A 25,225-nucleotide genomic window follows, 5' to 3' on the forward strand; every position below is an offset into this window, starting at 1 on the left:
CCAAAATAGTTAATTTGAAAAATCACTGTTTTTAGTGAGGATGTAAATTAAAAAAGAATGCCTATTGAAACATTTTTGTAGGCACAGAAGTAGACTTACCCAATAATAACTCAGAAACCAATTTACCGGTTGCTGGCGCCAAACTTAAGCCCATCATAGCATGACCTATTGCTATGGTTAGATTACTTAATTTTTGAGATTTTTTAATAATAGGCATACCAGAAGGTGTACAAGGTCTAAAACCAAACCAAGTTTCTTCTTTTTTAGGCATTGCAATCTGTAAATCTGGGTAAAAGTAGTTAATGGTATTTACAATACCTTTTACTCGATTGATATTAATACTCGTATCTTGGTTATGAGTAATTTCCATAGTCCCGCCAAAACGTATATCATTAGCCATTGGAGTTACCGCTACCTTGCCTTCACACAATATACTAGGAATATTAGGTTTTGCTTTTTTATTTTTAAGGGTAAAACTATAACCTTTACCCGGAAGCAATGAAATATTTTCTTGTAACTTCTTAGCAATTTCAGGACTCCAAGAGCCTGTTGCTAATACCACCTCATTTGTTACAAAAGAACCTTTATTGGTTTCAACCGCTGTTACCAAACCGTTTTGTATGGTAAAACCTTTTACTTCGGTATTGCCGTAAATATTCACACCTAACTCAGCTAACTCTTGCTTTAAAAACTGCATGAATTTTTGTGGATATAAATGTGCATCTGAAGTATAATGCACTCCACCTATTACATCGGTTGTAGTACCTGTTTCTAACTTCGTAACTTCTTCTTTAGATAAATAACGTACTCCTAAACCTAAATCTTCTGCTAACTTTCCTTCGTGGTGCATTTCTGCCGCTACCTTATCGGTTTTAAACAGCATCAATAAGCCTTTCTCTTCGTAAAAAAAAGAGTTGTCTTGTCTAGCAAACTCTTGATAAAGTTCCTTACTTAACAAAGACAAATCTCGTAAAGCCGGCATTGCCTTTTCTACATGCTTTTGGTTGGCGTGTTTATAGAATTGCCATCCCCACTTTAATAAATCGGAACTCAACCTTGGTTTTACATAAAACGGACTTTGGCTGTTAAACATCCACTTAATTCCTTGAGCAATCATTCCTGGTTGAGCCAATGGAATAACATGAGAAGGTACAATCATACCAGCATTACCATAAGAACAACCGTCGGTCATATCTGTTTTATCAAAAACAGTTACCTCCAATCCTTCTTTAGCTAAATAATATGCCGAACACAAGCCTATTATTCCGCCACCAATTATGCTAACTTTTTTACTCATGAAACTAATGAATTAATGTAATAATGGGTTAATTTGATAATGATTTAATGATATAATAAATGAATGATTTAATTGAATGTGGTGTTTTTTCTTGCCTTGGCTATTACTTTAGAAATTTCAATTGCTTCATCTAGTAAAGGCTAGATTGATTCTTCTTCAATTAGTTTACTATCTAATAATATTTCAAGCCAAAAAACGGTTTCATCTGCTTCTTCAGCAGTTATAGACATCTTAGCATAAAATTCTTTTTTAGATCTCGCTATACATGAAGCTCTATAATTCGCAGCGGTAGAAGTAGCACTTTTAATAAGTTGATATGTTATCACATTAATGGCAGGAGATTTTTTCTGAGTATTCAGTAATAGAATAATATCAATCGATAATTTTTTTGTTCTCTTTTTAAATACTTCTATAAATTCTAACTTACTCATACCTATATTAATTCATTATTCCATTATTCAACTAATTCACTGTCTCATTATATCATTATCCAAACATCTCATTATTCCTTTAACTCATTTCTACATTAACTAATTATTAGATAACCTGAAAACCAAATGCGTAGGGATCATCTTCTTCGTCTATTTTAATAGTATTATAGCCATACACTTTTGCCCAACCTTGAATACTAGGTACAATAGCTGTTTTACCATCAAGTATAGTTTCTTCTTCTATTCTACCAATAAACTTGCTACCAATAAAACTCTCGTGTATAAACTCCTCTCCTTTTTTTAACTTTCCCTTGGCATGTAATTGAGCCATACGTGCTGAGGTTCCTGTACCACAAGGGCTTCTGTCTATAGCTTTGTCTCCATAAAAAACAGCATTCCTTCCAGAAGAGCTAGCATCTAACGGAGTGCCCGTCCATAACATATGACTTACATCTCTAATGGTATCGTTTTCTGAATGAATAAACATATCTGGATACTTCTCGTTAATACGCTTACGTACCTCTTGGCTGTATTGAATAATCTTACTAGCCGTAAAATCTTGAATACCCGAAAAGTTTTGTTGCGGATCTACAATAGCATAGTAATTACCGCCATAAGAAACATCAAAAGTAAGTTCTCCTAATTCTGGGCAATCTATAGTTAAACCTTCTGCCGCTAAGTAACTTTTTACATTGGTAAGCTTAACCCAGTCTACCTTTTTACCCGTTTGCTGGTATTCTATATTTACCAAACCCGCTGGAGATTCCATTTTAATTTTTCCAGGAGTTTTTGGTGTTACCAAACCTTCTTCTATAGCAATAGTAATAGTACCTATGGTTCCGTGACCACACATAGGTAAACAACCGGATGTTTCTATAAAGAGTATCCCAAAATCATTTTCCGGATTGCTAGGCGGATATAATATACTACCAGACATCATATCGTGACCTCTTGGTTCAAACATTAAGCCTTTTCTAATCCAGTCGTACTCTTTTAAAAAGTGTTGGCGTTTTTCAGACATATTAGCTCCCACCAAATTGGGTCCGCCACCAGCAACTACTCTTACCGGATTACCACATGTATGAGCATCTACACAAAAAAAAGTCTTGTTTACAGCCATACTATTGCAATGATTGAGGTAATAATTCTTTTGGAAAATCTTGGTATGAAAATGGTCTTACCCAACGTCTGATAGATCCTATTCCTACTGCAGTAAATCTAGAATCTGAAGAAGCTGGATATGGTCCTCCATGAGTCATAGATTCGCAAACCTCAACACCTGTTGGTACTCCATTAAAAATAATTCTACCTACTCTGTTTTGTAGTGAATCTATAATATTGCTAAGATTGTTATAATCTTCTTTCTCAGCTAAAATCGTTCCGGTTAATTGCCCTTCTAATCCGTCGATAATTTCAATCAATTCAGCCTCATCTTTACATCTAACTACTACCGAAAACGGACCAAAAACTTCTTGGTGCATTTTAGGATTGCTTAAAAAGTCTTTCCCCGAAACAGTTGATACTTGTGAAGGAGCAAAGTTTTCTTCTACAGCTGCTTCATATTTACTTATCACTTCTAATCCGTTTTGAGAGCTTACCTCACTACCTAAACGAGTATAGTTACTCTTAATATTTGGATGCAACATGCATTGCGGATCAATGGCCGTAGTTTTTTGAGCTAAGTCTTGTATAAAAGTATTTGTTTCTGCTCCATCAATAGTTAATAATAAACCAGGATTGGTACAAAACTGACCTGTGCCTAAATTGATAGATTTTGCATAAGTATCTGCAATAGATTCTCCTCTATTTGCAATAGCATTCGATGTAATTATTACTGGATTAATACTTCCCATTTCAGCAAAAACTGGTATAGGTTCTGATCGCTTAGCCGCTAAATCCATTAAAGCTCTACCACCTCTTATACTACCTGTAAAACCTACTGCTTTTACTTGAGGATGCTTTACCAATTGTTCTCCTACTTCAATACCACTACTATTTAAGTTAGAAAACACACCATTAGGCATTCCTGTTTTTTCAGCAGCTTTTACAATAGCTGAAGCTATTAATTCTCCTGTACCTGCATGCATTGGATGTGATTTAACAATAACCGGACAACCTGCTGCTAGAGCACTTGCTGTATCTCCTCCAGCAGTAGAATATGCCAATGGAAAATTACTTGCTCCAAAAACTACAGTTGACCCTAACGGGATTAAAGTTTTTCTTAAATCTGGTTTAGGTATAGGTGCTCTTTCATAATTTGGTAAATCAATCGTATTTTCTCTCCAGTTTTCATCTTTTACCAAAGCTGCAAAAGATTGCAATTGGAATACGGTTCTACCTCTTTCTCCTTTTGCTCTTCCTTCTGGTAAACCACTTTCAGACATATAAACTTCTATCAATTCATTGTCTAAAGCCATAATCTCATCTGCAATGGCATTTAAAAACTCAGCTCTTTTTTCTCCTGGAACATTTCTAAACTCCTTGAATGCTTGATGAGCTAATTGCACTGCCTCATCTATCTCTTCTGAAGTTGCCTCTGTAAAAACATACTGATTGTTGATGTTTAGCTTCGGATTAAACGTTTGATACGTTGTTGTTCCTTTTGCTGAAAGTTGATTTCCTATATAATTTTTTCCTGATACCATAGTTTTTCTAAAAATGAAAAACCTAGAGGCAACTAGTACCTCTAAGCTTTTAATTGTGGATTAAGGGATGTTCTTTATTCTCTCTTTATGCGCTTCTACATCAACAGGCTTATACACTCGTTTTGTAGAAACTGGATATTTCTCTAATAAATTTGCTGGCCTAATGGGTCTTTTAGTAAAGTCTCCACCGCAATTAGGACACACATGTTCTAATACATTAGTTACACAATCTTCACAAAAAGTACATTCAAAAGTACAGATCAACGCATCTGAAGCATCAAATGGCAAATCTTTATTACAATGTTCGCAATTAGGTCTTATTTCCAGCATATCTCAAAGATAACTAATATTATACTACACTTAATTCCTTATACTCAGGAAGTGTAGGCCTTGTTTCTAAAGCTCTATTGATAATCGCTAATACTTGCTGGCGTTCTTCACCAATTAACGGCAAACGAGGAGCTCTAACATTTTCGGTTCCTATTCCAGTAGCTACCTCAGCTAACTTAATATTTTGCACCAACTTTGCATTAATATCTAACTCTAATACTGGTAAAAACCACCTATAGATTTCTAAAGCTTCTTCTATTCTTCCTGCTTTAGCCAAGGTATATATAGCTACTGTTTCTGCTGGAAAAGCATCTACTAAACCAGCTACCCAACCATCTGCTCCTAATAATAGGCTCTCTAATGCCAAGGTATCTACACCACTTAAGATTGCTAAACGATCTCCAAAACGATTCTTAATACGAGTCACATTAGAAATGTCTCTGGTAGATTCTTTTACCGCTTGAATGTTTGGACATTCGTTCAATAATTCTTCAAACATATCTAAGCTAACTTCTATTCCATAATCTACCGGATTGTTATATACAATTATTGGTAAATCGGTGCTATTAGCTACTGCTTTAAAATAAACCACCGTTTCTCTATCGTCTGCTTTATAACGCATAGGAGGTAGCATCATTAAACCACTAGCTCCATCTTTTTTTGCTTTTTGAGCAGCTTCTACTGCAGCCTTAGTAGTCTGTTCTGCTATATTAATTATTACAGGTATTTTTCCTTCTACTATTCTTACGGTTTCTCTAACTAGAACTCTTTTTTCATCATCTGTTAAAGTACTCGCTTCTCCTAAGGTTCCTCCTAAAATAATACCGTGAACGCCCGCTTCTAATTGAGCTTTAATGTTAACTTCAAACATTGCTAAGTCTAAAGTATCTTGATCTGTAAACTTAGTTGTTACTGCAGGCATTACCCCTTTCCAATTAATTGTTGCCATATCGTTTGTTTTAATAGTACAAAGATAGAAGCACAATGAGTCTTTATTATTCATCAAGAATACCCAATAATGATACTATATTACCTTAAATTATAATTTAAGTGTAATTTTTAATTAATTTTGAATCAATATTATATTGATAACGTGAAAGTTCTACCCTTTAAAATACCAAAATCTTCTACCGACACCTTAATTATTGAACAAGATTATGGTGAGGTTTTTTATGACAAGTTACACCAACATGAAGAGGTACAGTTATCTTATATTTTAGATGGAAAAGGAACTTTTATTGTTGGAGATACCATTAAAGAATATAAGCCTAATGATGTTTTAGTATTTGGAAGTCACGTACCTCACGTATTAAAAAGTGATATTGATGCTTGTGATTCGTCTTCTATGATTTCTATTTTCTTTACTTTAGATAGTTTTGGTCAAGATTTTTTCGAATTACAAGAGTTAAAAAAAACAAAACAGTTTATTGAGAAAGCCTCATTAGGTATTAAGTTAAAAAACAATCAAGAATTACTAAAAGATAAATTTATTACTCTAGCAAAAGAAAGTAACTTAAAACGCTTCATTAGCTTTTTAGAAATTATTGAAACCCTTATTGTATCTGAATACGAAACGGTTTCCTCTTTCTCGAAGAAAAAATTATATACAGATAACGAAGGAAGAAGAATGAGTGCTGTTTTTGAACTAGCCTTGAACCAATTTCAAAGAGACATTTCTTTAGATGAGGTGGCCAAAGTAGCAGCCATGTCTCCGAATGCCTTTTGCAGGTATTTTAAGCAACGAACTAATAAAACCTTTGTTCAGTTTTTAAACGAAATACGTATAGAAAATTCTTGTACGCTATTAGCTAGAAACAACGAATTATCTATAGCTGAAATTGCTTACCAATGCGGATTTAATAATATTTCTAATTACAACCGAAAGTTTAAACTCATAAAAAAAGTGACACCTAATGAGTTTAGGAAAAAGATGGTAACTGGGTCTACATACTAATTTAACAGTATAGCTTTTAAATTTCCGAATCAAACATTTTATTCACTCGCCATTCAGCCACTTTCTGAATCCTTAAAATTCTATTTGCCAAATCAGGGTTATAAGAACATCTACTCTCAGTAAAGCCAATCCAATCAGGAAAATAAAACTTCGCAAGTTTGTATAAAAATTTATTAAAATATTTTGGACCATAATCAGATATCTTACTTAAGTCACCAACTATTATACAAGTCCTATAATGAGTTACATATATAAAAGCACGAGTCAAATTATATGATGGGTTTGGCAAACCTTCATCCTCCCAGAAAATTGCCCAAGACATGCCCTCGATCTCCATTTTTGGATTTAAAATCTTAGATTCTTTTGGTAATGAATTTTTATTATAAATCATAGTTATCCAAAATCGAAAGAAAAGGTATATGTGAATTAAATATTCGATAAGCTTTACTATTTATCACTATTCAATAAACCCCAACTCTCGTTGCAGTTTTTTGGTCAAGCTTTTTACTACTAAATGGTAGGAGTGATCTATAAGTTCTTTTATAAAGTCTTCAGATAGTTCGCCATTGGTAATGTTTACCGTATTCCAGTGTACTTTACTCATATGATATCCTGGGATAATACTTTGCTCGTATTGCCCTCTTAATTCTAAAGCCCAATCAGGATCACATTTTAAATTGACAGAAGTATCTCCTTCTTCCCATTTTTTAAGAGATGTAAGGGCAAACATTTTATTCGCTACTTTAAACACCAGTACATCTTCATCGAACGGAAAAGATTCGGTAGTATGTGCTTTAGACAAACAATATTCTCTGTAGCTTTCTATGTTCATTTTATTTATTTAGAAAATTCGTAATTACAAGAACCTATACCATTTGTTATTGTTAATTCAAACTTCCCATATTCTGAATCAAAATATGGATAAGAATAACCCCAAACTTTTATTTGTTCATTATGTTTGTCATCTTCAAGACCATACAGGTTTACTTGTATTTCTCCCATTAAATCTGAAAATATCTTCGTGTACCATTGATCTTTATTTCTATATATAGTTAATATAAAAAATGACTCTGAATCATTTTCTAGTTTACTTCCTTTAAATGAATATCCAACTAAATCCATAGTCCACTCATCATTATATTTATATGATTTGTATTGCCCTCTTACAATTTGTCCACAAAACAAACTATCTAACAAACATTCTTTTTCTATAAACTCTTTTGCTTTTTTATCTTGAATTGACTTATGAACTAAAACACTATCTAACTTCAAAAGGTTTTTCTTTATTTTTATTGAATCAGCAGCTGTCTCAGATTTCCCTATCAAAACAAAAAACATTAAAAATAAAGTTATAACTCTCTTCATATTTTTTTTAATTTACTCTGGTAATTCTAAAGTTTTATAATCTAGTTTCCAACCAATAGTTGCTACAATGGCTTCCATTAGTAAAATACTCTCTAAAGCTTCTTTCTTTGCAGAATCTATTAATCCGCTTTCAGGAATTTTATCTAGAATATGAGCCTTAGCTTCTTTATTTAAGTTGGTTAAATCTTCTATCCCAAAACGGTTAAAAATGCCGTCTTTTTTATCGTAGTATTTAAAGTCGGTTTCTATAGACAATACTTCTGGTTCTGGAAACTGAGTAAGCTTTACTGTTTTGGAATTGTTTTGAGCTTCAATTATAATCTTACTCAAATCGTAACCAACAGAAGCCTTTGCATTAACCACTACCAATGCTTTTTTCTTACTCGGTATTAACTTGAATAAGTGTTCGGTAGTATTCTCGTAATGGTATATTTCTGAGAAATCTCCTTCTACCGTAATAAGCTTACACACCTTTTTTATCTTTTCTAATAAAATAACCGACTGTCTTTCGGTTAACTCTCGAGAGTTCTTTTTCTTGAATAAGTTAAACAACCAATAGGCAATAATGGCACCTAAAATAATTCCTAAAACCGCTTCTACTAAACTCTCCATTACACGTTAATTATTTTAAATAAAACAGGTTTACTTGGAGAGGCATCGTTATGAAACGGTGCTATTTGGAGATTTAATAAATACATTCCATCTTCTACTTCAGTAGGCACATAAATAAACTCCGTTATAGTAGCGTCTAATCGCAGCTCTCCTTTGGTGTTCCAAAAAGCATTATGGCTTAGTAGCTCACCACCATCTTTTTCTTTATCTACACTTGGCAAATCTATTAGCAAATGTTTTATTCCTAATTCTCTTAAATAAACGGCTCCTTTCTCTTCTATATAAGGTGGATTACTATTAGAATATTGTTTGTTTAATTTATCTTCTAGATTAGGTAATGTCCTGATAACAATAGCTTCTGGATGAGCTTTAATTGCTTCTTGTAATTGCTTTTTAGTAATGACTAAATCGTCATTTATTTTTTCTGGTTGAATACTAATTACTTCAGCTGTAAAAAAGAAAGTTTTTAACTGCTCATTAATACTGTAAAACTCTTTAGTAATATGACCTACACACTCAGTATGTGTACCATGAGCATGTGGGTTGAATTGTATATTATTAAAATTAGTTGAAGCTCCTTTGGATACACTTCCAACAAAATCACCCATAACAACCGGTTCAATTATCGGAGCGTCTAAATACCACGCATTTGGATTGTTTTTGGCAGCTTTTAAAGGCATTGAAATATCTATAGGTTTAGATAAATCTACTTGAAAATTGATATTGTTATGCTGTATGGTTGCGATCATTCACTTTATTTTAAAAACCAATCTATTCATAGCTTTTCTGTAAAGATATAGTTCTTTTTTAAAAAAGAACATACTGCTTAAGTTTGCTATGGTTTTAAATAGAGTTTTTTTATTAAACAAGGAGGAACATATTCGTTTTTACGCTGCTTTAATCTATTTTTTCGAAAACTATTTTAAAAACTGTTCCTGGCTGCTCTAATTGTTCTATGGTTCCTTTTAATTGCTTGGTAAAAGTTCTTATCAATCTTTTTCCTAATCCTTCACTCTTTACTTTTTCGGTTGTACCTTCTCCATCATCACCTATAATCATTTCAAAATTTTCGTTCTCAAGTTTTTTTAAATCAACTGTTATTTTTCCCTGATCTCTGTTATTAAAAGCATGTTTTAAAGAGTTGGTTATAATTTCATTGATAATTAAACCAAGAGGCACAAGAGTTCTAATACCCACTACAACATCTGAAATTTTTATATCTAGTTGAATGTCTTTTTTAACTACATATGTTTTCAGTAAATCATCTACTAATAGTGTGATATGGTCTTGTACATCTATATATTGCAAATCATCTGAACGATACATTTTTTCATGCAATAATGCCATAGAAACAACTCTATTTTGAGCCTCTGTAAACATCGAAACAATATTTTCGTCGTCTATTTCTCTAGACTGTAGTTTTAATAAGGTATTTACTACTTGGAGGTTGTTTTTTACTCTATGATGAATTTCTTTAAGCATTGCATTTTTTTCTTTATTCTGTTGTGTTAACAATGCATTGATAATTTTCTTTTTCTGGTTGTTCCTGTAAGCTAGAATAATTAGAATTAAAAGAATACCAGATAATATTGATACGAAAGTAATGGTTTTGCGATTTCGATCTAGCTTTACTTCTTGCAATTCATTTTTGGTTGATAGAAGTAATATTTTTTGCTCTTTCTTTTCTATTTCGTATTTAGATTCTTGTCTAATAGCTTCTTTTTCTGTTTCCTTATTATAGATACTATCTCGCATTGAGTTGTAGAGATCTTTCATTTTAAAGGCATCTCTCCAATTGTTTTCTTTTTGATAAATTTTAGTTAACAAATTAGATGGAAACATAATTGACTCTGGAAACCCTAAGTCTTGAGCTAGTTCTAAACTTTGCTGAGCCATTGCTTTTGCTGTACGTAATTTACCTTGCTCGAAATAGATTCTTGCAATATTACTCAAGGATCTAGAAATTTCTTTTTTATCGCCAACTTCCTTACTTATCTCTAAGCTTTTTTGATAGTAGTCTAAACTTTTTTCAAAGTTGTTTAGTCCTTCGTAAACAAAACCTATATTACCTAAAGAAACAGCTATTTCATTTTTTTGCCCTATTTCTTCTCTAAGTTTTAAACTTTTTTGATAGTAGTCTAAACTTTTTTCTAAATCGCCCTGATCTAAACAAACCTGGCCCAAACTGTTTAGTGAATAAGCTACTCCTATTTTATTTCCAATTTCCTGATGTATTTTTAAGCTTTCATTATAATATTCTAAAGCTTTTTTTGCTTCACCTTGTTCTTGATAAATTGAACCGATATTGGTTCTTAAAACAGCTATACCATTTTTATCATTTAACTTTTCGTGCAACCTTAAGCTTCTATGATAATACTCTAAGCCTTCCTTAACGCTTCCTTGGGTTTTATATATATAGCCTATGTTATTAAGTGAAGCTGCTATACTTTTATCATCTCCAATTTTTTCTGTAATAGCTAATCCTTTTTTATAATATTCGAGGGCTTTTGGTGAATTTCCTTTAATTAAATAAACACTTCCTATATTGGTGAAACTAGTTGCTACACCTTCTTCGTCGCCAATATCTCTATCGAGATTTAAACTTATTTCATAATATTCTAATGCCTTTGAGTAATTACCTTTAATATAACTTACATAACCTAAATTGTTGTTAGAAAGCGATAAGGCTCTTAAGAAACTGTTTTCTTCTTTATCAGAAAGATTTAAGGATAGGTTTTTTTTAGCAATAGATATTGATTTTTCACTTAAATATTCTAAGGTATCTATATTAGATAAATATAAGAGGTCTGCTAACTCTACATATGAATTCGCTAAAATAGTGTCGTGTTTAGCGTTTTTTATTAGTTCATTTAGTGAATCAATTTTTCTATTTTGATCTTCTGAAAACTGAGCAAATAGTATTTTTCCGCAAAAGCAGAGAAAAATAAAAAACGATATGTGTATTTTTTGTTTAATAGTGATTTTTTAAAATGTTATTTTATAAGCTGTTCCTTGTCCGATTATAACTTCTATATGGCCATCTAACTGCCTTGTAAATGAATTGATTAATTTAGCTCCCAATCCTTCTGTACTTTTCTCTTTTCTAAAACCAGTCCCATTGTCTGCTACATATAATTCATGTTTAGAGTTGGCTACTGAATTTAGCTGAACCGTGACAGTTCCTTCTTCTTGTTCTTTAAAAGCATACTTTAAAGAGTTGGTAATCAACTCATTAATAATCAAACTTAGTGGCATTAAGGTTTGAGAATCTAAATAAATAGATTCTATATCTATTTTTAAATTTATCTTTTTATCTACTGTATAATTTGAAACAATTTCATGAATAAGTGAGGTTAAGTAGTCTTTTGTATTAACTTGTTTTAAATCTCCCGATTGATACATTTTTTCATGCAATTTAGCCATAGAATTCACTCTACTTTGTGTTTGCTTGAACATAGCAATCATTTCTTCATCTTTCATTTTACTAGACTGCATTCTAAGCAAACTATTAACCACTTGTAAATTATTTTTTATTCTATGGTGTATTTCTTGCAGCATGTGTTTTTTGGCTTCGTTTTTCTTACTTATATCTGCTTTTTGACGTTCTAATAATTTATTTATGATTTGCTTTTTCTTATAACTATTAAAGTAAAACAAGGTTGAAAGTAAGGCCAAAAACAGTGCTATAGATATAAAAATTATAAAGTATTTTCTTCTTTCTAAATCGTATTTCTGTCGCTCAATTTCTTGTTCTTTAACGGCAACATCGTAAGCTGCTTTTTCTCTTATTAATTCCTTTTCTATTTCTGAACTACTAATACTATCTCTCATTTTATAGTATAGCTCTGTCATTGGTAACGCTTCTTTCCAGTTGCCCTCTTCTTTATAAATAGTAGATAATAGTAAGGCTGATTCTAATACATTTTCTGGATCTCTAGACTTCTCTGAAAGTTCTAAATAATTAAGAGCATTGGTTTTAGCAATTCCATTCTGGCCTTTTTTTATATATATTTTTACTAAAATTCTTAAAGCAGATAGTTTTCCGTGAACATATCCATGAGCTTCAAATATGTCTAAGGCTTTTTTAATTTCTATTAAAGCATTTTCTGTATCCTCTCTAAGTAAATTAACACTAGCCTTAATCATAAAAAGTTGGCCAACATCTACTTTGTTTTTAAACTGTTTACTTAGTTTTATATTTTGATTTATTAACTCTTCTGCTTCTTGATATCTTTCCTCTTCTAAGTAAATTGAAGCAAGATTAGACAAGAGCATCGAACTCATTATTTGATCATTATTTTTTTTTGCTATGGCAATTCCTTTTTCAAGAACACTTTCTGCTTTTTTAAAATTTCTTAATGACCAGTAAATGGTAGAAATATTTCCGTATATCTCTGGGTATTTTAATGAATCTTGTATTTTTTCTCTAATAGTAAGACTTTTATAATAGTGCTCTAAAGCCTTAGGATAATCTCCTTTATCATTATAAATAATACCCGTATTGTTTATAGAATTTGCATGGTATTGCAGCAAATATTTGTTGCGTTTATTTACTTTTTTATTGCCAATATTATCGGGTAAAGCCTTTAATGTATATTCATACATCCATTTGTTGTATTTATGCCATACCTCATCTACGTTAGAATTTTCTACAATAGCATTAATAGCTTCTAATTTAGATATTTCCTCTTTGCTATCGTAATAAATTTTAAGTGAGTTATCTATCAATTCTTTTTCACTTGATACTAATTTGGCATACTGCAAACTATCTATTAAGTAATAGTTTTTGTCTGCAAAATTTTGTGAAAAATTCTTATTGGGTAAGAGAAAAACTAATAGACATAATAGAACATTAAAAAATGTACTCTTAATATCAAAAAACATAAGTAAACAATTAGACTATATTAAAGATACAAAATAGCAATTTATCAAACTATCCTATTTTTAGAAATTTAGATCGTCTATGGCATGAAAAACTATTTTATAACCTAAACCAGTATGATTGATTTGTTCTACTTTACCTCGAAGTTGCTTGGTAAATATTTTAATTAATCGCGACCCTAATCCTTTTTTAGTATCCTTATTTAAGCCCATTCCATCGTCTTTAATTAACATTTCAAAACTTTGTTTTCCTAAGGCTTTTAGCTGAATGCTTATTTCTCCTATTCTCTTACCTACAAATGCATACTTTAACGAATTAATTACTACCTCATTGATAATTAAACCTAAAGGAACTAATGTTTTTATGCCAAAAGTAACCGGATCTATATTTATAGATAATTGAATATTCTTGTCTACAGCATATGTATTAACTAAATCTTTTGTTAACGATGTTAAATGTTCTTTAACATCGATATGTTTTAAATTATCTGTTCCGTACATTTTTTCATGCAAAGATGCTATTGTAATAATTCTTTTTTGAGTTTCTTTGAACTTGGCGACTATCTCTGGGTCTTTAATATCTTTTGCTTGGAGGCTTAACAAACTATTAACCGTTTGTAAATTATTTTTTACTCTATGATGAATTTCTTGTAGCATGGCTGTTTTCTCATCATTTTTTAAACTAATCTCTTCTTTTTGAGCTTTAAGAAGTTGATATATCTTTTTTTTCTTTTCATTCCATTTCCAATAAATAAACATCAACACAATTACCAGTACTAAAGCTAGAGAAATTAACACTATTGTAACTCTATTTTTATTAATATGGGCTTCTTGCAATTGCTTGTCTTTTTTTAGCAAATCGTTTTGAGCCGAAAGAACTTTTATTTCTTGTTCTTTTTTACTGATGTCAAACTTTGCTTGTTGCTTTAAAATACTTTCGTGAATAGACTTATTTCTAATACTATCATGCATTTTAACATACAGCTTTTGCATTTTATAAGCTTTTACAAAATCTTTTTCTTTCTCGTAAATAGTAGCTAGTATTTTAGCAGCAGTTTTTATTTCTCTTGGAAATCCTAACTCTTTAGACAACTGCATGCTTGTTAACATATAAGCTTTAGCTTTTTGAATATTGTTTTTATCTAAATAATATTTACCTAATATGTTTAATGTCTTTATTTGTCCTTCTTTTTCATTAATTCTATTAAGAATTTCTAACGATTCATTTAATAATAAAACTGCATTTTCTTGATGATTACTCTCGATATAAAAGATTGCTAACTCTCTTAATGAACTTGCAATGCCGCTCTCATCATCAATTTCTTTGTATAGATCTAACCCCTTTTTAATATATTCTAAACACTTATCATTATTTCCTTCATCTTTATAAATAAACGCCAAGTGGTTTAAAGTATTTGCGATAGAGGCCTTATTATCGATCTCATAATTTAAGGCTATGCTTTTTTCTAAATAGTCTTTTGCTTTTTTCTTGTTTCCTTGTGCTTCATATATTGCTGCTATATTATTGTGTACAGCAGCAATACCTCTTTTATCATTTAAGGATTCTAATACTTTTAAACTACTAAAATATGTTTCTAAAGATTTATTTATATCGCCTAAATTTCTATAAATAATGGCAATGTTGTTTAATGTATAAGCCTCTCCTTTTTTATTTTTAGCGCTTTTCTTTAATACTAAGCTCTTTTCATAATACTCTAATGCCTTAGATATTTCTCCTAAACTTTTATAAGAACTTCCTATATTGTTTAACACATTACTTTGTCCATTTTTATCTCCTATTTTTTCTAATGCTGCTAAGCTTCTAAAATAAACCTCTAATGCTTCTTTATATCTAGATTTTCTTTTTAACCTGTATCCCTCATTGTTTAATGTTAAAGCTTTAATGTTTATTAAAAGATCTTTTTCTTTAGCAGATAAATTAGGGGTCTCTATTTTTTTAGTTGTAAAATTAGTGAGCCATGCATTGTATTTAGGCCATATTTTTTCATTAGAAGAATAAGCCACCAAACTATTAATTATCTTAGCTTTTAAGGTATCTTGCGTAGCCCTATGAAAACTAACCAAAGAAGTGTCTATAAGAGTTTTCTCTTTTTCACTTAAAATACTGAGATCAATGCTATCTATTAAATAATAATTTTGATCTGTTTTTTTTTGTGAATAAAGTACCGAACCATAGAGAATGGCCAATAGTAATAATATGGTATTTATAAGTACTTTATTCATTTAGATTTTTATAAACTAGGCTTATAATTCATCATCTATTTTGAATTTTAGCAAGTAAAAAGCTCCTTTCTTATTTAAAATTTTTATAGAACCTCCTAACTGTCTTGTAAATATATTAATTAGTTTAGTTCCTAATCCGCTACTCTCATCTAGCGGATGAAAACCTATACCATTATCTCCAATAATCATTTCAAAGTCTTGATGACCAACTTTTTTCAACTCTAGTATAACACTACCTGCGTCTTTATGGGTAAATGCATATTTTAAAGAATTAGTAATTATTTCATTCACAATTAAACTTAAAGGCAATAGTGTCTTTATACTAAACTCTTCGTCAATAATATTCATTTTAGAATTGATGTCTTTTCCTAAACCATAGCTAGTAATAATGTCTGAAACCAATTCTGTTAGATGCTTTCTAACATTAATCAGTTTTAAATTTTCTGTACTATACATGTTCTCATGTAATTTAGCCATAGATAGGACTCTGCGCTGAGTATTTTTAAACATCTCTACAACTCTAGTATCTTCAACTTCATAAGATTGTAACCTCAATAAACTATTTACTACTTGCAGATTATTTTTTACTCGATGATGAATTTCTTTCATCATAACTTGCTTTTCTTCGTTTTGCTGACTTAAAAGCCTTGATGCTTGTTTGTTTTTATTTAAAACTCTTCTGGTAAAAAATGCTATCAGTGATATTAAGAATATTCCAATAATGGCAATACATAATACTATTTTATTATTTCTTAATGTTAACTTTTGCAAGTCGTTTTTAGCTGATAATAATGCGATCTCTTTTTGTTTTTGTTCTAAATCGAAAGAAGCTTGCTTGATTAAAATAGACTCTTCTATTCTATCGTTTTGAATACTATCTTTGAGTTTAGAATAATGTTGCTCCATTGCAAAAGCTTCTTTCCAATTTTCAACTCCTAAATAAACATCTCTTAAAAGTTTAGTAGCTTTTACTTGGCTTTCTAAAGCTTTTTCTTTCTGAGCCAGTTCTAATGCTTCTAATCCTTTTATTTTTGCTTCTTTGTACTTCTTCTGCTGTACATAAACATTTCCTAAATAGATTAATGATATAGCTGCTCCTTTATAATCATTATGCTTTCTTTCTAATTCTAAGCTTTTTGTGTAATAATCTATAGCCTTTGCATAATCATTTTTTCTAAAGTATACTTCTCCAATTAAATCGTATGTAATTCCTATTCCATAAGTTTCTTCTGAAAATTCCCTAACTCGAAGACTTCTTTCTAAATAATTTAACGCAGAGTCTAATTCTTTTCTATCAGAAAATATCTGACCCAAGTTTGTCAATGCCATAGCTACACAACGATAGTTATTATATTTTTTACAAAGCAACAATGACTTACTATAAAAGTGTTCTGCCTTTTTATAATTTCTTATATCGTGGTACAATGAGCCAAGATTGTTATAAGCTTCTGGCAATAACACACTATCTTTTATCTGCTCTTGTATAGCAATACACTCGTGATAATATTTTAAGGCTTGTACATAATTACCCTTTTCATGAGTAATAATAGCTTTATTATTTATTGTTGCCGCCAAATAACTAAATAACAGCTTATTTTCTGGTGTAAGTTTTTTACTTAAGCCGACTCCTTTTAACTTGTTAGTTAAGTATTGGTTCATCCAGCTATTGTAGCGGGTCCACAATTTTTCATCCCAAGAAAGCTCTATTATACTGTTAATATGTTTTAGCTTTAAAGAATCTAAATCTGTTTTATAATAATTGGTTAGTGCTTTATTAAGAATTAATTTATCTGCATCGGATAATTTATCAAGCTCTAAACTGTCAATAAGATAGTAGTCTTTATTGGCATACTTTTGCCCAAAAACAGAAATGGGCATTAACCAAAAAAAGATTGAAATAATAAAAAAAGTAATATACTGCGGGGTAAACCTCATTTAGTCTATTTTATCAAAAATTAATCTATAAACAACTCCTGGTTTATTTAATTGTTCTATTTCTCCATTTAGTTGTTTAGTAAATATATAAATAAGTTTTGTACCTAAAGTTGAGGTTTCTATTTCTTTGTCATAACCCTTGCCATCATCTCCAATAACCAACTCGTATTTATTACAATCATTCAGTTTTAGTGACACATATATTGTACCCTCTTTTCTATCTGCAAAAGCGTGTTTTAACGAATTACTTACAATCTCAATTAACAATAGACCTAATGGAGTTAATGTACTGATACCCATTTGAACATCTTTGATACTTATTTCTAATTTAATATCTTTATCTACTGCATAACTCTTGATTAAATTTTCTACTAGTGTTTCAAAATGATCGTGTATATCTACATGCTCTAAATCTGCCGAACCATACATTCGTTCATGTAACATTGCCATAGAAAGCACTCTTTTTCTAGCATCTTTAAACATACTTACAACTCGTTCATCTTTTACTTCTCTAGATTGTAAGCTTAATAGACTATTAACAACCTGAAGGTTGTTTTTAACTCTATGATGAATTTCTTTAAGCATGGCATTATTTTTTTCATTTTTTAAGTATAACAAATGCTTTTCTGCCTTTAAATTAACTTGATTAATTCGGATTTTAACTAAAAAAAATATTAGCGTTAATGCTATTAATGCCATTAAAAGATAAAACCATATTGTTTTCCAAAAAGGAGGAGGTATTTGTATTTTAATAACCTTCTCTTTACTCCATACTCCATCATTATTACTTGCCTTTACTTTTAACTGGTACTTTCCTGGATCAAGATTTGTAAATGTGATGTCTCTTCTTGTTTTTATATAATTCCATTTATCTTCAAACCCTTCTAATTTATAGGCATATTGATTGTTCTCAGGATTTGTATATTCAAGTGCAGCTAGTTCAAAAGAAAAAACATTGTCTTTAAAATTTATCTCTAACTCTTCTACTTCATTTATATCTTTATTAATCCTTCCATCTACTGAAGGAACAACAACTTCATTTAACACTCTAAATTCTGTAATAGCTACCTTAGGTTCAACTTTGTTATTTTGTATTTTATTAGGATAAAAAGCTGTTATTCCGTTAATACCACCAAATAAAAACTCTCCAGATTTATTTTTATAAAAAGCCCCCATATTAAATTCGTTAGCTTGTAAACCGTCACTATCTAAATATGTTTTAATTTCTTTGGTTTGCCTATTAAATTTAACAAGTCCGTTATTAGTACTAACCCATAAGTTATTATAATCATCTTCTAGCATTCCATAAGCAACTTCGTTTAGCAAACCATCTTTTTTGGTATATGTTCTTGTCTTTAATTCTAATTTGTGATTATTCTTTAATTGGTAATCTAAAACCTGAACCAAGCCGCTTTCTGTTCCTAACCAAAAGGAACTATCGGAATCTTTGTAAATACTGTATATATAATTGCTTTTTAATCCGTTGTTGGCGTTAACTGTATTATCCAATTTGTAAACGATATCAGATCTTAAATCAATTACATGCAATCCGTTTTCATAGCTAATCCATAAATGGTTTTTATCTAGGTCTTCAAAAATATAATTTACCCAACCTGTTACTATATCTGTAGGCTTAGCTAATGTATCTTTAAAGTGTTTTAATTCCTTAGTAGACGTATTGTAAAAATATACTCCTTGTGTCCAAGTGCCTATCCATATATTTCCATTAGATTCTTTAAAGACTACAGAATTAATTAACTTTTCTTGTTTGAGATTTTCATGCTCAAAAACATCAAAAGTATTAGTTTCTCTTTTATATTTTAATATTCCCCCATTACTAGTTGAAAACCACATATTTCCCTTTAAATCTTCGGTAATGTTATAGACTTGTCTTCCTGTAAACCCAGATTTATCCTTTTTGGTGCCTGGGTAATAAGCATAGGTTCTTGTTTCTTTATCAAGTTTATACAAACCATTTCCATAAGTTCCTATCCATAGATTATTATATTGATCTTCGCATAAACTAAAAACAGGGTCTGGTTCTACTATATTTAACTCTTTAAAATCTGTTTTAAAATGATCAAAATTAACATCTAATGTTCCTTTATTTACTCCTCCTAATACTGTTCCTACCCATAAAACATTCGATTTATCAATATATATGTCATGAATATGATTAGAACTTAGTCTTGGGGCATCAATTGATCTTTTAGCGTATTGAGTTATTGTATAATCATGCTTACTTTGGTAATCTATTTTAAATAATCCACTCCCCATAGTTCCTACCCAAGTAGAACCTTTTTTATCTTTGCAAAATGCACTTATTGGAACGGTATTAAATTCTTCATTTTTTTTAGACACTACTTTTGTAAGCTCTTTTTCTTTGATATTAAAAACATAAACGCCTAAATTAGAACCTAGCCATAAGCGATCGTTACCTTCTAAAATTGCACCAAAAGAAAAACCTATATTAGCATCTAGATTTATAGAAAAAGTCAATTCTAAATCATTGTTTAAATACTGATAAATTCCATCGTCATAAACCAACCAAATAGTACCATTTTTATCTTGAGTTATCAATTTTAAGTTTGGCAAACTTTTAGACTTTGCCTTTACTTCTTTAAACCCATTACCTTCTGATAAAAAAACACCTTTATTAGTTCCTACCCAAATTCTATCTTGATTATCAATCAGAAAAACATTTATATAATCTCCTTCTAGTGCGTTAGTTTTTGCGTTTAAATGGTACTCCTGAATAGAATTGGTATTTCTATTGAACTTATTCAATACTTTATTTGCTCCAAACCAAATTTCTCCATTAGAATCCTCATCAATAAACCTAATTTCTTTATCAAAAATATTAGTGTCAATATTATGACTGTCGTTAAATAATTTAAATTTATAACCATCGTATTTATTCAATCCGTCTTCTGTTCCAAACCAAAAGAAACCTCTTGAGTCTTGAAATATTTTATATATGGTGTTTTGTGAAAGCCCGTCTTTAGAAGAAAGATTTTTAAAATTAATGTTGTTGTATTGAGCAAAGCTATTAGTTACTAATAACAATAATAATAACAATACATAATGTTTAGTCGCATATAAACAATTTGCCCTTTTCAATTTCTATTCGTTTTTAAATTCTAGGAAATGTAATTCTATATAAAGTTCCTTTGTTAATTGTTTTTTCAAGGTTACCATTAATTTGTTTGGTAAATGATTCTATTAATTTAGATCCCAATCCTTTTTTTACCTTATTGGCTAAAAACCCAATGCCGTCGTCTCCAACCTGTAATTCATTTAGTTGATCTTTCTGATTCAATTTAACTATTATCGTTCCTTTCTTTCTATTTTCAAAAGCATATTTTAAAGAATTGGTTATCATTTCGTTTATAATTAAACTTAAGGGCATCATGGTTTGTGCATCGATTTTTAACTCATCTATAAATACGTCTAATTTAATTTTAGTCCCTATAGTGTAATTCTTAACAATCTCTTCTATAAGTAGTGTAATATGTTCTTTTGTATTTAAATTTTCTAAATCGCCAGATTGGTACATTTTTTCATGTAATTTAGCCATAGACCTCACTCGATTTTGAGTTTCTCTAAACATATGAACTACATTTTCATCTTCCATTTTACTCGATTGCATTCGCAACAAACTATTTACTACTTGTAAATTATTTTTTACTCTATGGTGAATTTCTTGTAACATCATTTTTTTTGCATCATTTTGCCTGCTTATTTCATTTTTTTGTCGCTGAAGCAACTTATTTATATACTGCTTCTTTTTATAGCTTCTAAATGATGTTAATGCTGCTATTATAGCCAATAATAAAGCAATAGATATAAAGATTATCGAATTTTTATTTTTAGCTAATTTTAACTCCTGCATTTCGTTTTTAACCGATAATAATTCAATCTCTTTTTGTTTTTTATTTAGGTCGTAGGCTGCTTTTTGTTCTATAATATTTTGCTCTATTTCTGAATTTTGAATGCTATCACGCATTTCATAATGTTTTACATTCATAGCAAAAGCATCTTTCCAGTTGCCTTCTTTTTGGTAAATTTTAGATAACATACTAGAAGTAATAATCAAATTTTCTGGAGCATTTAAATTCAATGCTATTTGATGAGCCTTAATTGCTTCATCTTTTGCTTTTAAAAATTCACCTTCTAAAAAATGTATTTCAGACAACTTAATTAAGGAATATATATAACCCGATCTAAAGCCTGTTTTTTCTGCTAATTGAGAACTCTCATTAAAATATTCAAGGCTTTTCTTAAAATCTTTATTTTCTAAATGAAAAGCGCCTAAACTATTTAGTATAACTATCAAACCTGCATTATTGCCTAATTTTCTAGTTAATGCTAACCCCTCTTCTAGACTAATTAATCCTTCTGCTTTTTTTCCTAATCGTTCTAAAGTAATTCCTCTGTTAGCAAGAGTTGTAGCTATAGCATTTTCGTCTTCTAATCCTCTTAATAGTTTTAATGCTTTGTTAATATAAGTTAGTGCTTTTTCGTAGTTTTTCTGTGTGGCATAAATGGCTCCTAAATTATTGTATGATTCTGAAAGGCCAAGACTATCATTTAATTGTTCTCTAATAGATAAACTCTCGTAATAATATTTTAAAGCTCTTTTTATGTCACCAGTTTCTGTGAAAAAATATCCTCTATTATTAATACCTTTTGCGTAATATTTAAAAAATTGTATTTCTTGTTCAGTGAAATTCTTTCTACTAAAATCATTAGGAAGTTCTGTAATATGATTTTTTATAAACTGTAACATCCACTCATTGTATTTTGGCCATATATTTTTATCCCATGAATTCTCAACAATTGAGTCTATGGCTTCTAGTTTCTTTAAATTACTTTTGGCACTATGATACTTAATGAGCGATGAGTCTAACAGTTTTTTTTCACTTTCTATAATTGAGTTGTAGTTTAAACTATCTACAAGATAAAATGACTTATCGGCATAATTCTGAGCCATTACTATTAAAGGAAAAAAAAACAGTAATAAAAAAAACTTCAGAAAAGCATTAATTTTTCTAGTCATAATAAACATTAAGTGAATATTTGGGTATTCTTAAATTTACAAAATATTCTGATTAACAAGAAATTAGAGTTAATTAATAATTAAACTCATACTAATTTAGCTCTCATCAAAAGTTAACTTATATAGTCTTGAATTATTTATTTAAGCATTGATAAACTCTAAACTAGAAATTAAACAACCTAAACTGTAATGGATACAACTCAATATAACAAAAGAAAAAAATAATTGACTATATAAGCTAAGAGCAGTCATTTTATTATGACTGCTCTTACATGATAAAAACTTATAATTAAGCCCTCTATAAGCTTAAAAAATTCCTTTAATTATTCTCTTTTAATAAATTTATAACGCATGATTTCATTATTGTAACTTAAAATTAAAACATACATCCCATTATTATACCCAGAAATATTGATATCCTTTATAGCCTCATTTATATTATTTTCTTTAACTAAAGCACCTAATAAATTGAATATTTTATAGTTATTGTATTTTGAGTTGTTTATTAAATTAATACTATTGTCTTTAACAACTATCTCTAACTTTCTCAAATTATTATCTTGGTTAGATAAGGTTGAATTGAACTCACTTGTCATTGTAATTCTAGTTCCCGATAAAAGATTCATACTTGATTGACTTGGCTTAAATACACGTAAATAAAACTCGTCATTAGCATTTATATTATCTATTACTTGCTCAAAGCTTCCTCCTAAAATTAGTGGTATATTATAATCTGCACATGTAACCTCTTCTAAATTATTTATATCACCTAGTGGTGCACGTAATATTTGAAAATCAATTTTAGCACCAATTGATATACTAGCACTAGACATACCTATAGTTACATAATTATCTCCACTCGATACAATATGTTTATAAAATATATCTGCATCTGTGGTACAAATAGGTGTTAAATTTGAAGCTGTTAAGCCTGCATTATTCATTAGATTTACAGATAAATCAGATCCGTCTATTACCAAAGCTGTAGAAATGGTATTCCCGTCTTGTGCATAACTTAATAGGTAAGATATGCAAATTAAAAAAGTAGTTATTTTCCCCATAATAATAAAAATTTTACATAAATATAAGAAATAACTTACTTAAAATCAAATATTTACACTTATAAGAAATAAATATGTGTAGTATTTTGGAGAGAAATATATATGACTTTATGAAAATTGATTGATATAAATAAGATAAGTATTATTAATCTTTATCATTTAAACTTTGTAGGCAAACAGAAGCCTATACCAAACCTCTACTAAATAATATTTTAAAAGTTGTACCAGAACTTACTTCTTTGCTAATAGATCCTTTTAACTGTTCAATAAAAACACTAATTAATTTAGTTCCCATACCTTCTTTTTGATTAGCATACGAAAAACCAGAACCATTATCTCCAATAAGTAATTCGCACCTATTGTTATTATCATCAGAAACTAGCCTAACACTAATAGTACCTTCTTTTTTCTCGTTAAAAGCATATTTTAGAGAGTTGGTTATAATTTCGTTTATAACTAAACTTAAAGGAATCATAATTTGAGTTGGAATTTCTATTTCTTCTATTTCAATATCAGTTTCTATCTTTTTATCAACGGTAAAATTTTCAACAATATCGTTAGTAAGCCTAGTAATATATTCTTTAGCATTTATAGATTGTATACTATCTATTTGATACATTTTCTCATGTAATGCAGCTATAGTCATTACTCTACTTCTCGTTTCTTTAAACATAGAAACAATATGTTTATCATTTATCTTAGATGCTTGCAAGCGTAATAAAGTATTAACCATTTGAAGATTATTTTTTACTCGATGATGCGTTTCATTCATCATCATTGTTTTTTCTTCATTTCTCTTCACTAAAACTTTATTAACCCTACGTAATTCTTTATCATTTTCATTTACAATTAAACTGAAATAATAAATACCTGCTAGAATAATAAATAGCGTTATCATCTTAATTGCCAAGCTAACCGTTTTTATTAATTCAGAATTTAATAAATAAATTGGTGTTTTATCTTTAAACAAATAATACAGCATATAAAAAGCAACTGAAGCAATTAATAAATAGGTGTATACTTGCCATTTTTTCCATTTAATATTTAATAAAAAAACGGGTAATAGTACTAAAATGAAATAGCCAAAATTACAATCGTATCCAATATAATGAGTTGCTAAAAAAGAATGTAATATTACTTCTACACTAATTAAAAAGTAAACTAATTGCGGATTTTTTCTCTTCTTTAACATGCAATACATAATTATAAAAAAGAATGTACTAACAACATTGTAGAACCCCATTTCATTAATCTTAACAGCAAAAAAAAATATTACTAATAAAATATGTACCATAATGCCTAATGCGCTGGCTAATATAGCTACCGATATAAAACGATTGGCTACTCGGTATTTCTCTGAAAAAAGATTCAATTAAAAAAGATTAGATAAACAATTCTAAATGTAAGGATA

At 29.7% G+C, this 25,225-nt stretch carries 20 protein-coding genes; 1 reads left to right on the forward strand and 19 read right to left on the reverse strand.

Annotation, left to right across the window (positions count from 1 at the left end; genetic code table 11):
• Window positions 1–61 precede the first annotated feature (61 nt).
• The 6 genes from ACFQ1O_RS03810 to ACFQ1O_RS03835 form a co-directional block, all read right to left on the reverse strand.
• On the reverse strand, window positions 62–1,297 hold the full coding sequence (locus ACFQ1O_RS03810; protein ID WP_377713519.1) for an NAD(P)/FAD-dependent oxidoreductase: 1,236 nt from the start codon (window positions 1,295–1,297) through the stop codon (window positions 62–64).
• A 140-nt stretch (window positions 1,298–1,437) separates the two neighbouring features.
• Entirely contained in the window at window positions 1,438–1,728 is a 291-nt protein-coding gene (locus tag ACFQ1O_RS03815; protein ID WP_377713521.1) for a four helix bundle protein, read from the reverse strand.
• Window positions 1,729–1,834: 106 nt separating this feature from the next.
• Window positions 1,835–2,848 carry a 4-hydroxyproline epimerase gene (locus ACFQ1O_RS03820; protein ID WP_377713523.1) on the reverse strand — a complete coding sequence of 338 codons (1,014 nt, stop codon included), beginning with the start codon at window positions 2,846–2,848 and terminating at the stop codon, window positions 1,835–1,837.
• Window position 2,849: 1 nt separating this feature from the next.
• Window positions 2,850–4,373, reverse strand: a complete 1,524-nt coding sequence (locus ACFQ1O_RS03825) for an aldehyde dehydrogenase (NADP(+)) (protein ID WP_377713525.1) — start codon at window positions 4,371–4,373, stop codon at window positions 2,850–2,852.
• Between the two features lie 60 nt (window positions 4,374–4,433).
• Window positions 4,434–4,703, reverse strand: coding sequence for a DUF1272 domain-containing protein (locus tag ACFQ1O_RS03830; protein WP_377713527.1), 270 nt, complete (start codon window positions 4,701–4,703; stop codon window positions 4,434–4,436).
• Window positions 4,704–4,722: 19 nt separating this feature from the next.
• Window positions 4,723–5,652 (reverse strand): dihydrodipicolinate synthase family protein, encoded by a 930-nt coding sequence (locus tag ACFQ1O_RS03835; protein ID WP_377713529.1) that lies wholly within the window; start codon window positions 5,650–5,652, stop codon window positions 4,723–4,725.
• Window positions 5,653–5,796: 144 nt separating this feature from the next.
• On the opposite strand from ACFQ1O_RS03835, the gene ACFQ1O_RS03840 reads away from it, so the two are divergent.
• Window positions 5,797–6,657 (forward strand): AraC family transcriptional regulator, encoded by an 861-nt coding sequence (locus tag ACFQ1O_RS03840; protein ID WP_377713531.1) that lies wholly within the window; start codon window positions 5,797–5,799, stop codon window positions 6,655–6,657.
• Between the two features lie 16 nt (window positions 6,658–6,673).
• Here the strand turns inward: ACFQ1O_RS03840 and ACFQ1O_RS03845 are convergent, their stop codons facing one another.
• The 13 genes from ACFQ1O_RS03845 to ACFQ1O_RS03905 form a co-directional block, all read right to left on the reverse strand.
• On the reverse strand, window positions 6,674–7,048 hold the full coding sequence (locus ACFQ1O_RS03845; RefSeq protein WP_377713533.1) for a hypothetical protein: 375 nt from the start codon (window positions 7,046–7,048) through the stop codon (window positions 6,674–6,676).
• 66 nt (window positions 7,049–7,114) lie between these two features.
• A complete protein-coding gene (locus tag ACFQ1O_RS03850; RefSeq protein ID WP_377713535.1) occupies window positions 7,115–7,489 on the reverse strand; it encodes an MmcQ/YjbR family DNA-binding protein in 375 nt (124 codons plus the stop codon).
• A 5-nt stretch (window positions 7,490–7,494) separates the two neighbouring features.
• Complete coding sequence (locus ACFQ1O_RS03855; RefSeq protein WP_377713537.1) at window positions 7,495–8,022, reverse strand: hypothetical protein; 528 nt, start codon at window positions 8,020–8,022, stop codon at window positions 7,495–7,497.
• Window positions 8,023–8,034: 12 nt separating this feature from the next.
• The gene (locus ACFQ1O_RS03860; protein WP_377713539.1) at window positions 8,035–8,634 is read right to left on the reverse strand and encodes a DUF4230 domain-containing protein; all 600 of its coding nucleotides are present in this window, start codon (window positions 8,632–8,634) and stop codon (window positions 8,035–8,037) included.
• Window positions 8,634–9,383: a cyclase family protein gene (locus ACFQ1O_RS03865; protein WP_377713541.1), complete on the reverse strand. Its 750-nt coding sequence runs from the start codon at window positions 9,381–9,383 to the stop codon at window positions 8,634–8,636. The genes ACFQ1O_RS03860 and ACFQ1O_RS03865 overlap by 1 nt, the downstream gene beginning before the upstream one ends.
• A 148-nt stretch (window positions 9,384–9,531) precedes the next feature.
• Entirely contained in the window at window positions 9,532–11,616 is a 2,085-nt protein-coding gene (locus ACFQ1O_RS03870; RefSeq protein ID WP_377713945.1) for a tetratricopeptide repeat protein, read from the reverse strand.
• 3 nt (window positions 11,617–11,619) lie between these two features.
• Complete coding sequence (locus ACFQ1O_RS03875; RefSeq protein ID WP_377713543.1) at window positions 11,620–13,518, reverse strand: histidine kinase dimerization/phosphoacceptor domain -containing protein; 1,899 nt, start codon at window positions 13,516–13,518, stop codon at window positions 11,620–11,622.
• A gap of 60 nt (window positions 13,519–13,578) precedes the next feature.
• On the reverse strand, window positions 13,579–15,759 hold the full coding sequence (locus ACFQ1O_RS03880) for a tetratricopeptide repeat protein (RefSeq protein WP_377713545.1): 2,181 nt from the start codon (window positions 15,757–15,759) through the stop codon (window positions 13,579–13,581).
• A 21-nt stretch (window positions 15,760–15,780) separates the two neighbouring features.
• Window positions 15,781–17,637, reverse strand: a complete 1,857-nt coding sequence (locus tag ACFQ1O_RS03885; RefSeq protein WP_377713547.1) for a tetratricopeptide repeat protein — start codon at window positions 17,635–17,637, stop codon at window positions 15,781–15,783.
• A 57-nt stretch (window positions 17,638–17,694) separates the two neighbouring features.
• A complete protein-coding gene (locus ACFQ1O_RS03890; RefSeq protein WP_377713549.1) occupies window positions 17,695–20,814 on the reverse strand; it encodes a ligand-binding sensor domain-containing protein in 3,120 nt (1,039 codons plus the stop codon).
• A gap of 13 nt (window positions 20,815–20,827) precedes the next feature.
• Window positions 20,828–22,753, reverse strand: coding sequence for a tetratricopeptide repeat-containing sensor histidine kinase (locus ACFQ1O_RS03895; RefSeq protein WP_377713551.1), 1,926 nt, complete (start codon window positions 22,751–22,753; stop codon window positions 20,828–20,830).
• A gap of 323 nt (window positions 22,754–23,076) precedes the next feature.
• Entirely contained in the window at window positions 23,077–23,814 is a 738-nt protein-coding gene (locus ACFQ1O_RS03900; protein ID WP_377713553.1) for a T9SS type A sorting domain-containing protein, read from the reverse strand.
• A gap of 184 nt (window positions 23,815–23,998) precedes the next feature.
• Window positions 23,999–25,186 carry a sensor histidine kinase gene (locus ACFQ1O_RS03905; protein ID WP_377713555.1) on the reverse strand — a complete coding sequence of 396 codons (1,188 nt, stop codon included), beginning with the start codon at window positions 25,184–25,186 and terminating at the stop codon, window positions 23,999–24,001.
• Window positions 25,187–25,225: the final 39 nt, after the last annotated feature.

The organism is Pseudofulvibacter geojedonensis (genome assembly GCF_042675745.1).
Taxonomy (GTDB): Bacteria; Bacteroidota; Bacteroidia; order Flavobacteriales; family Flavobacteriaceae; genus Pseudofulvibacter; species Pseudofulvibacter geojedonensis.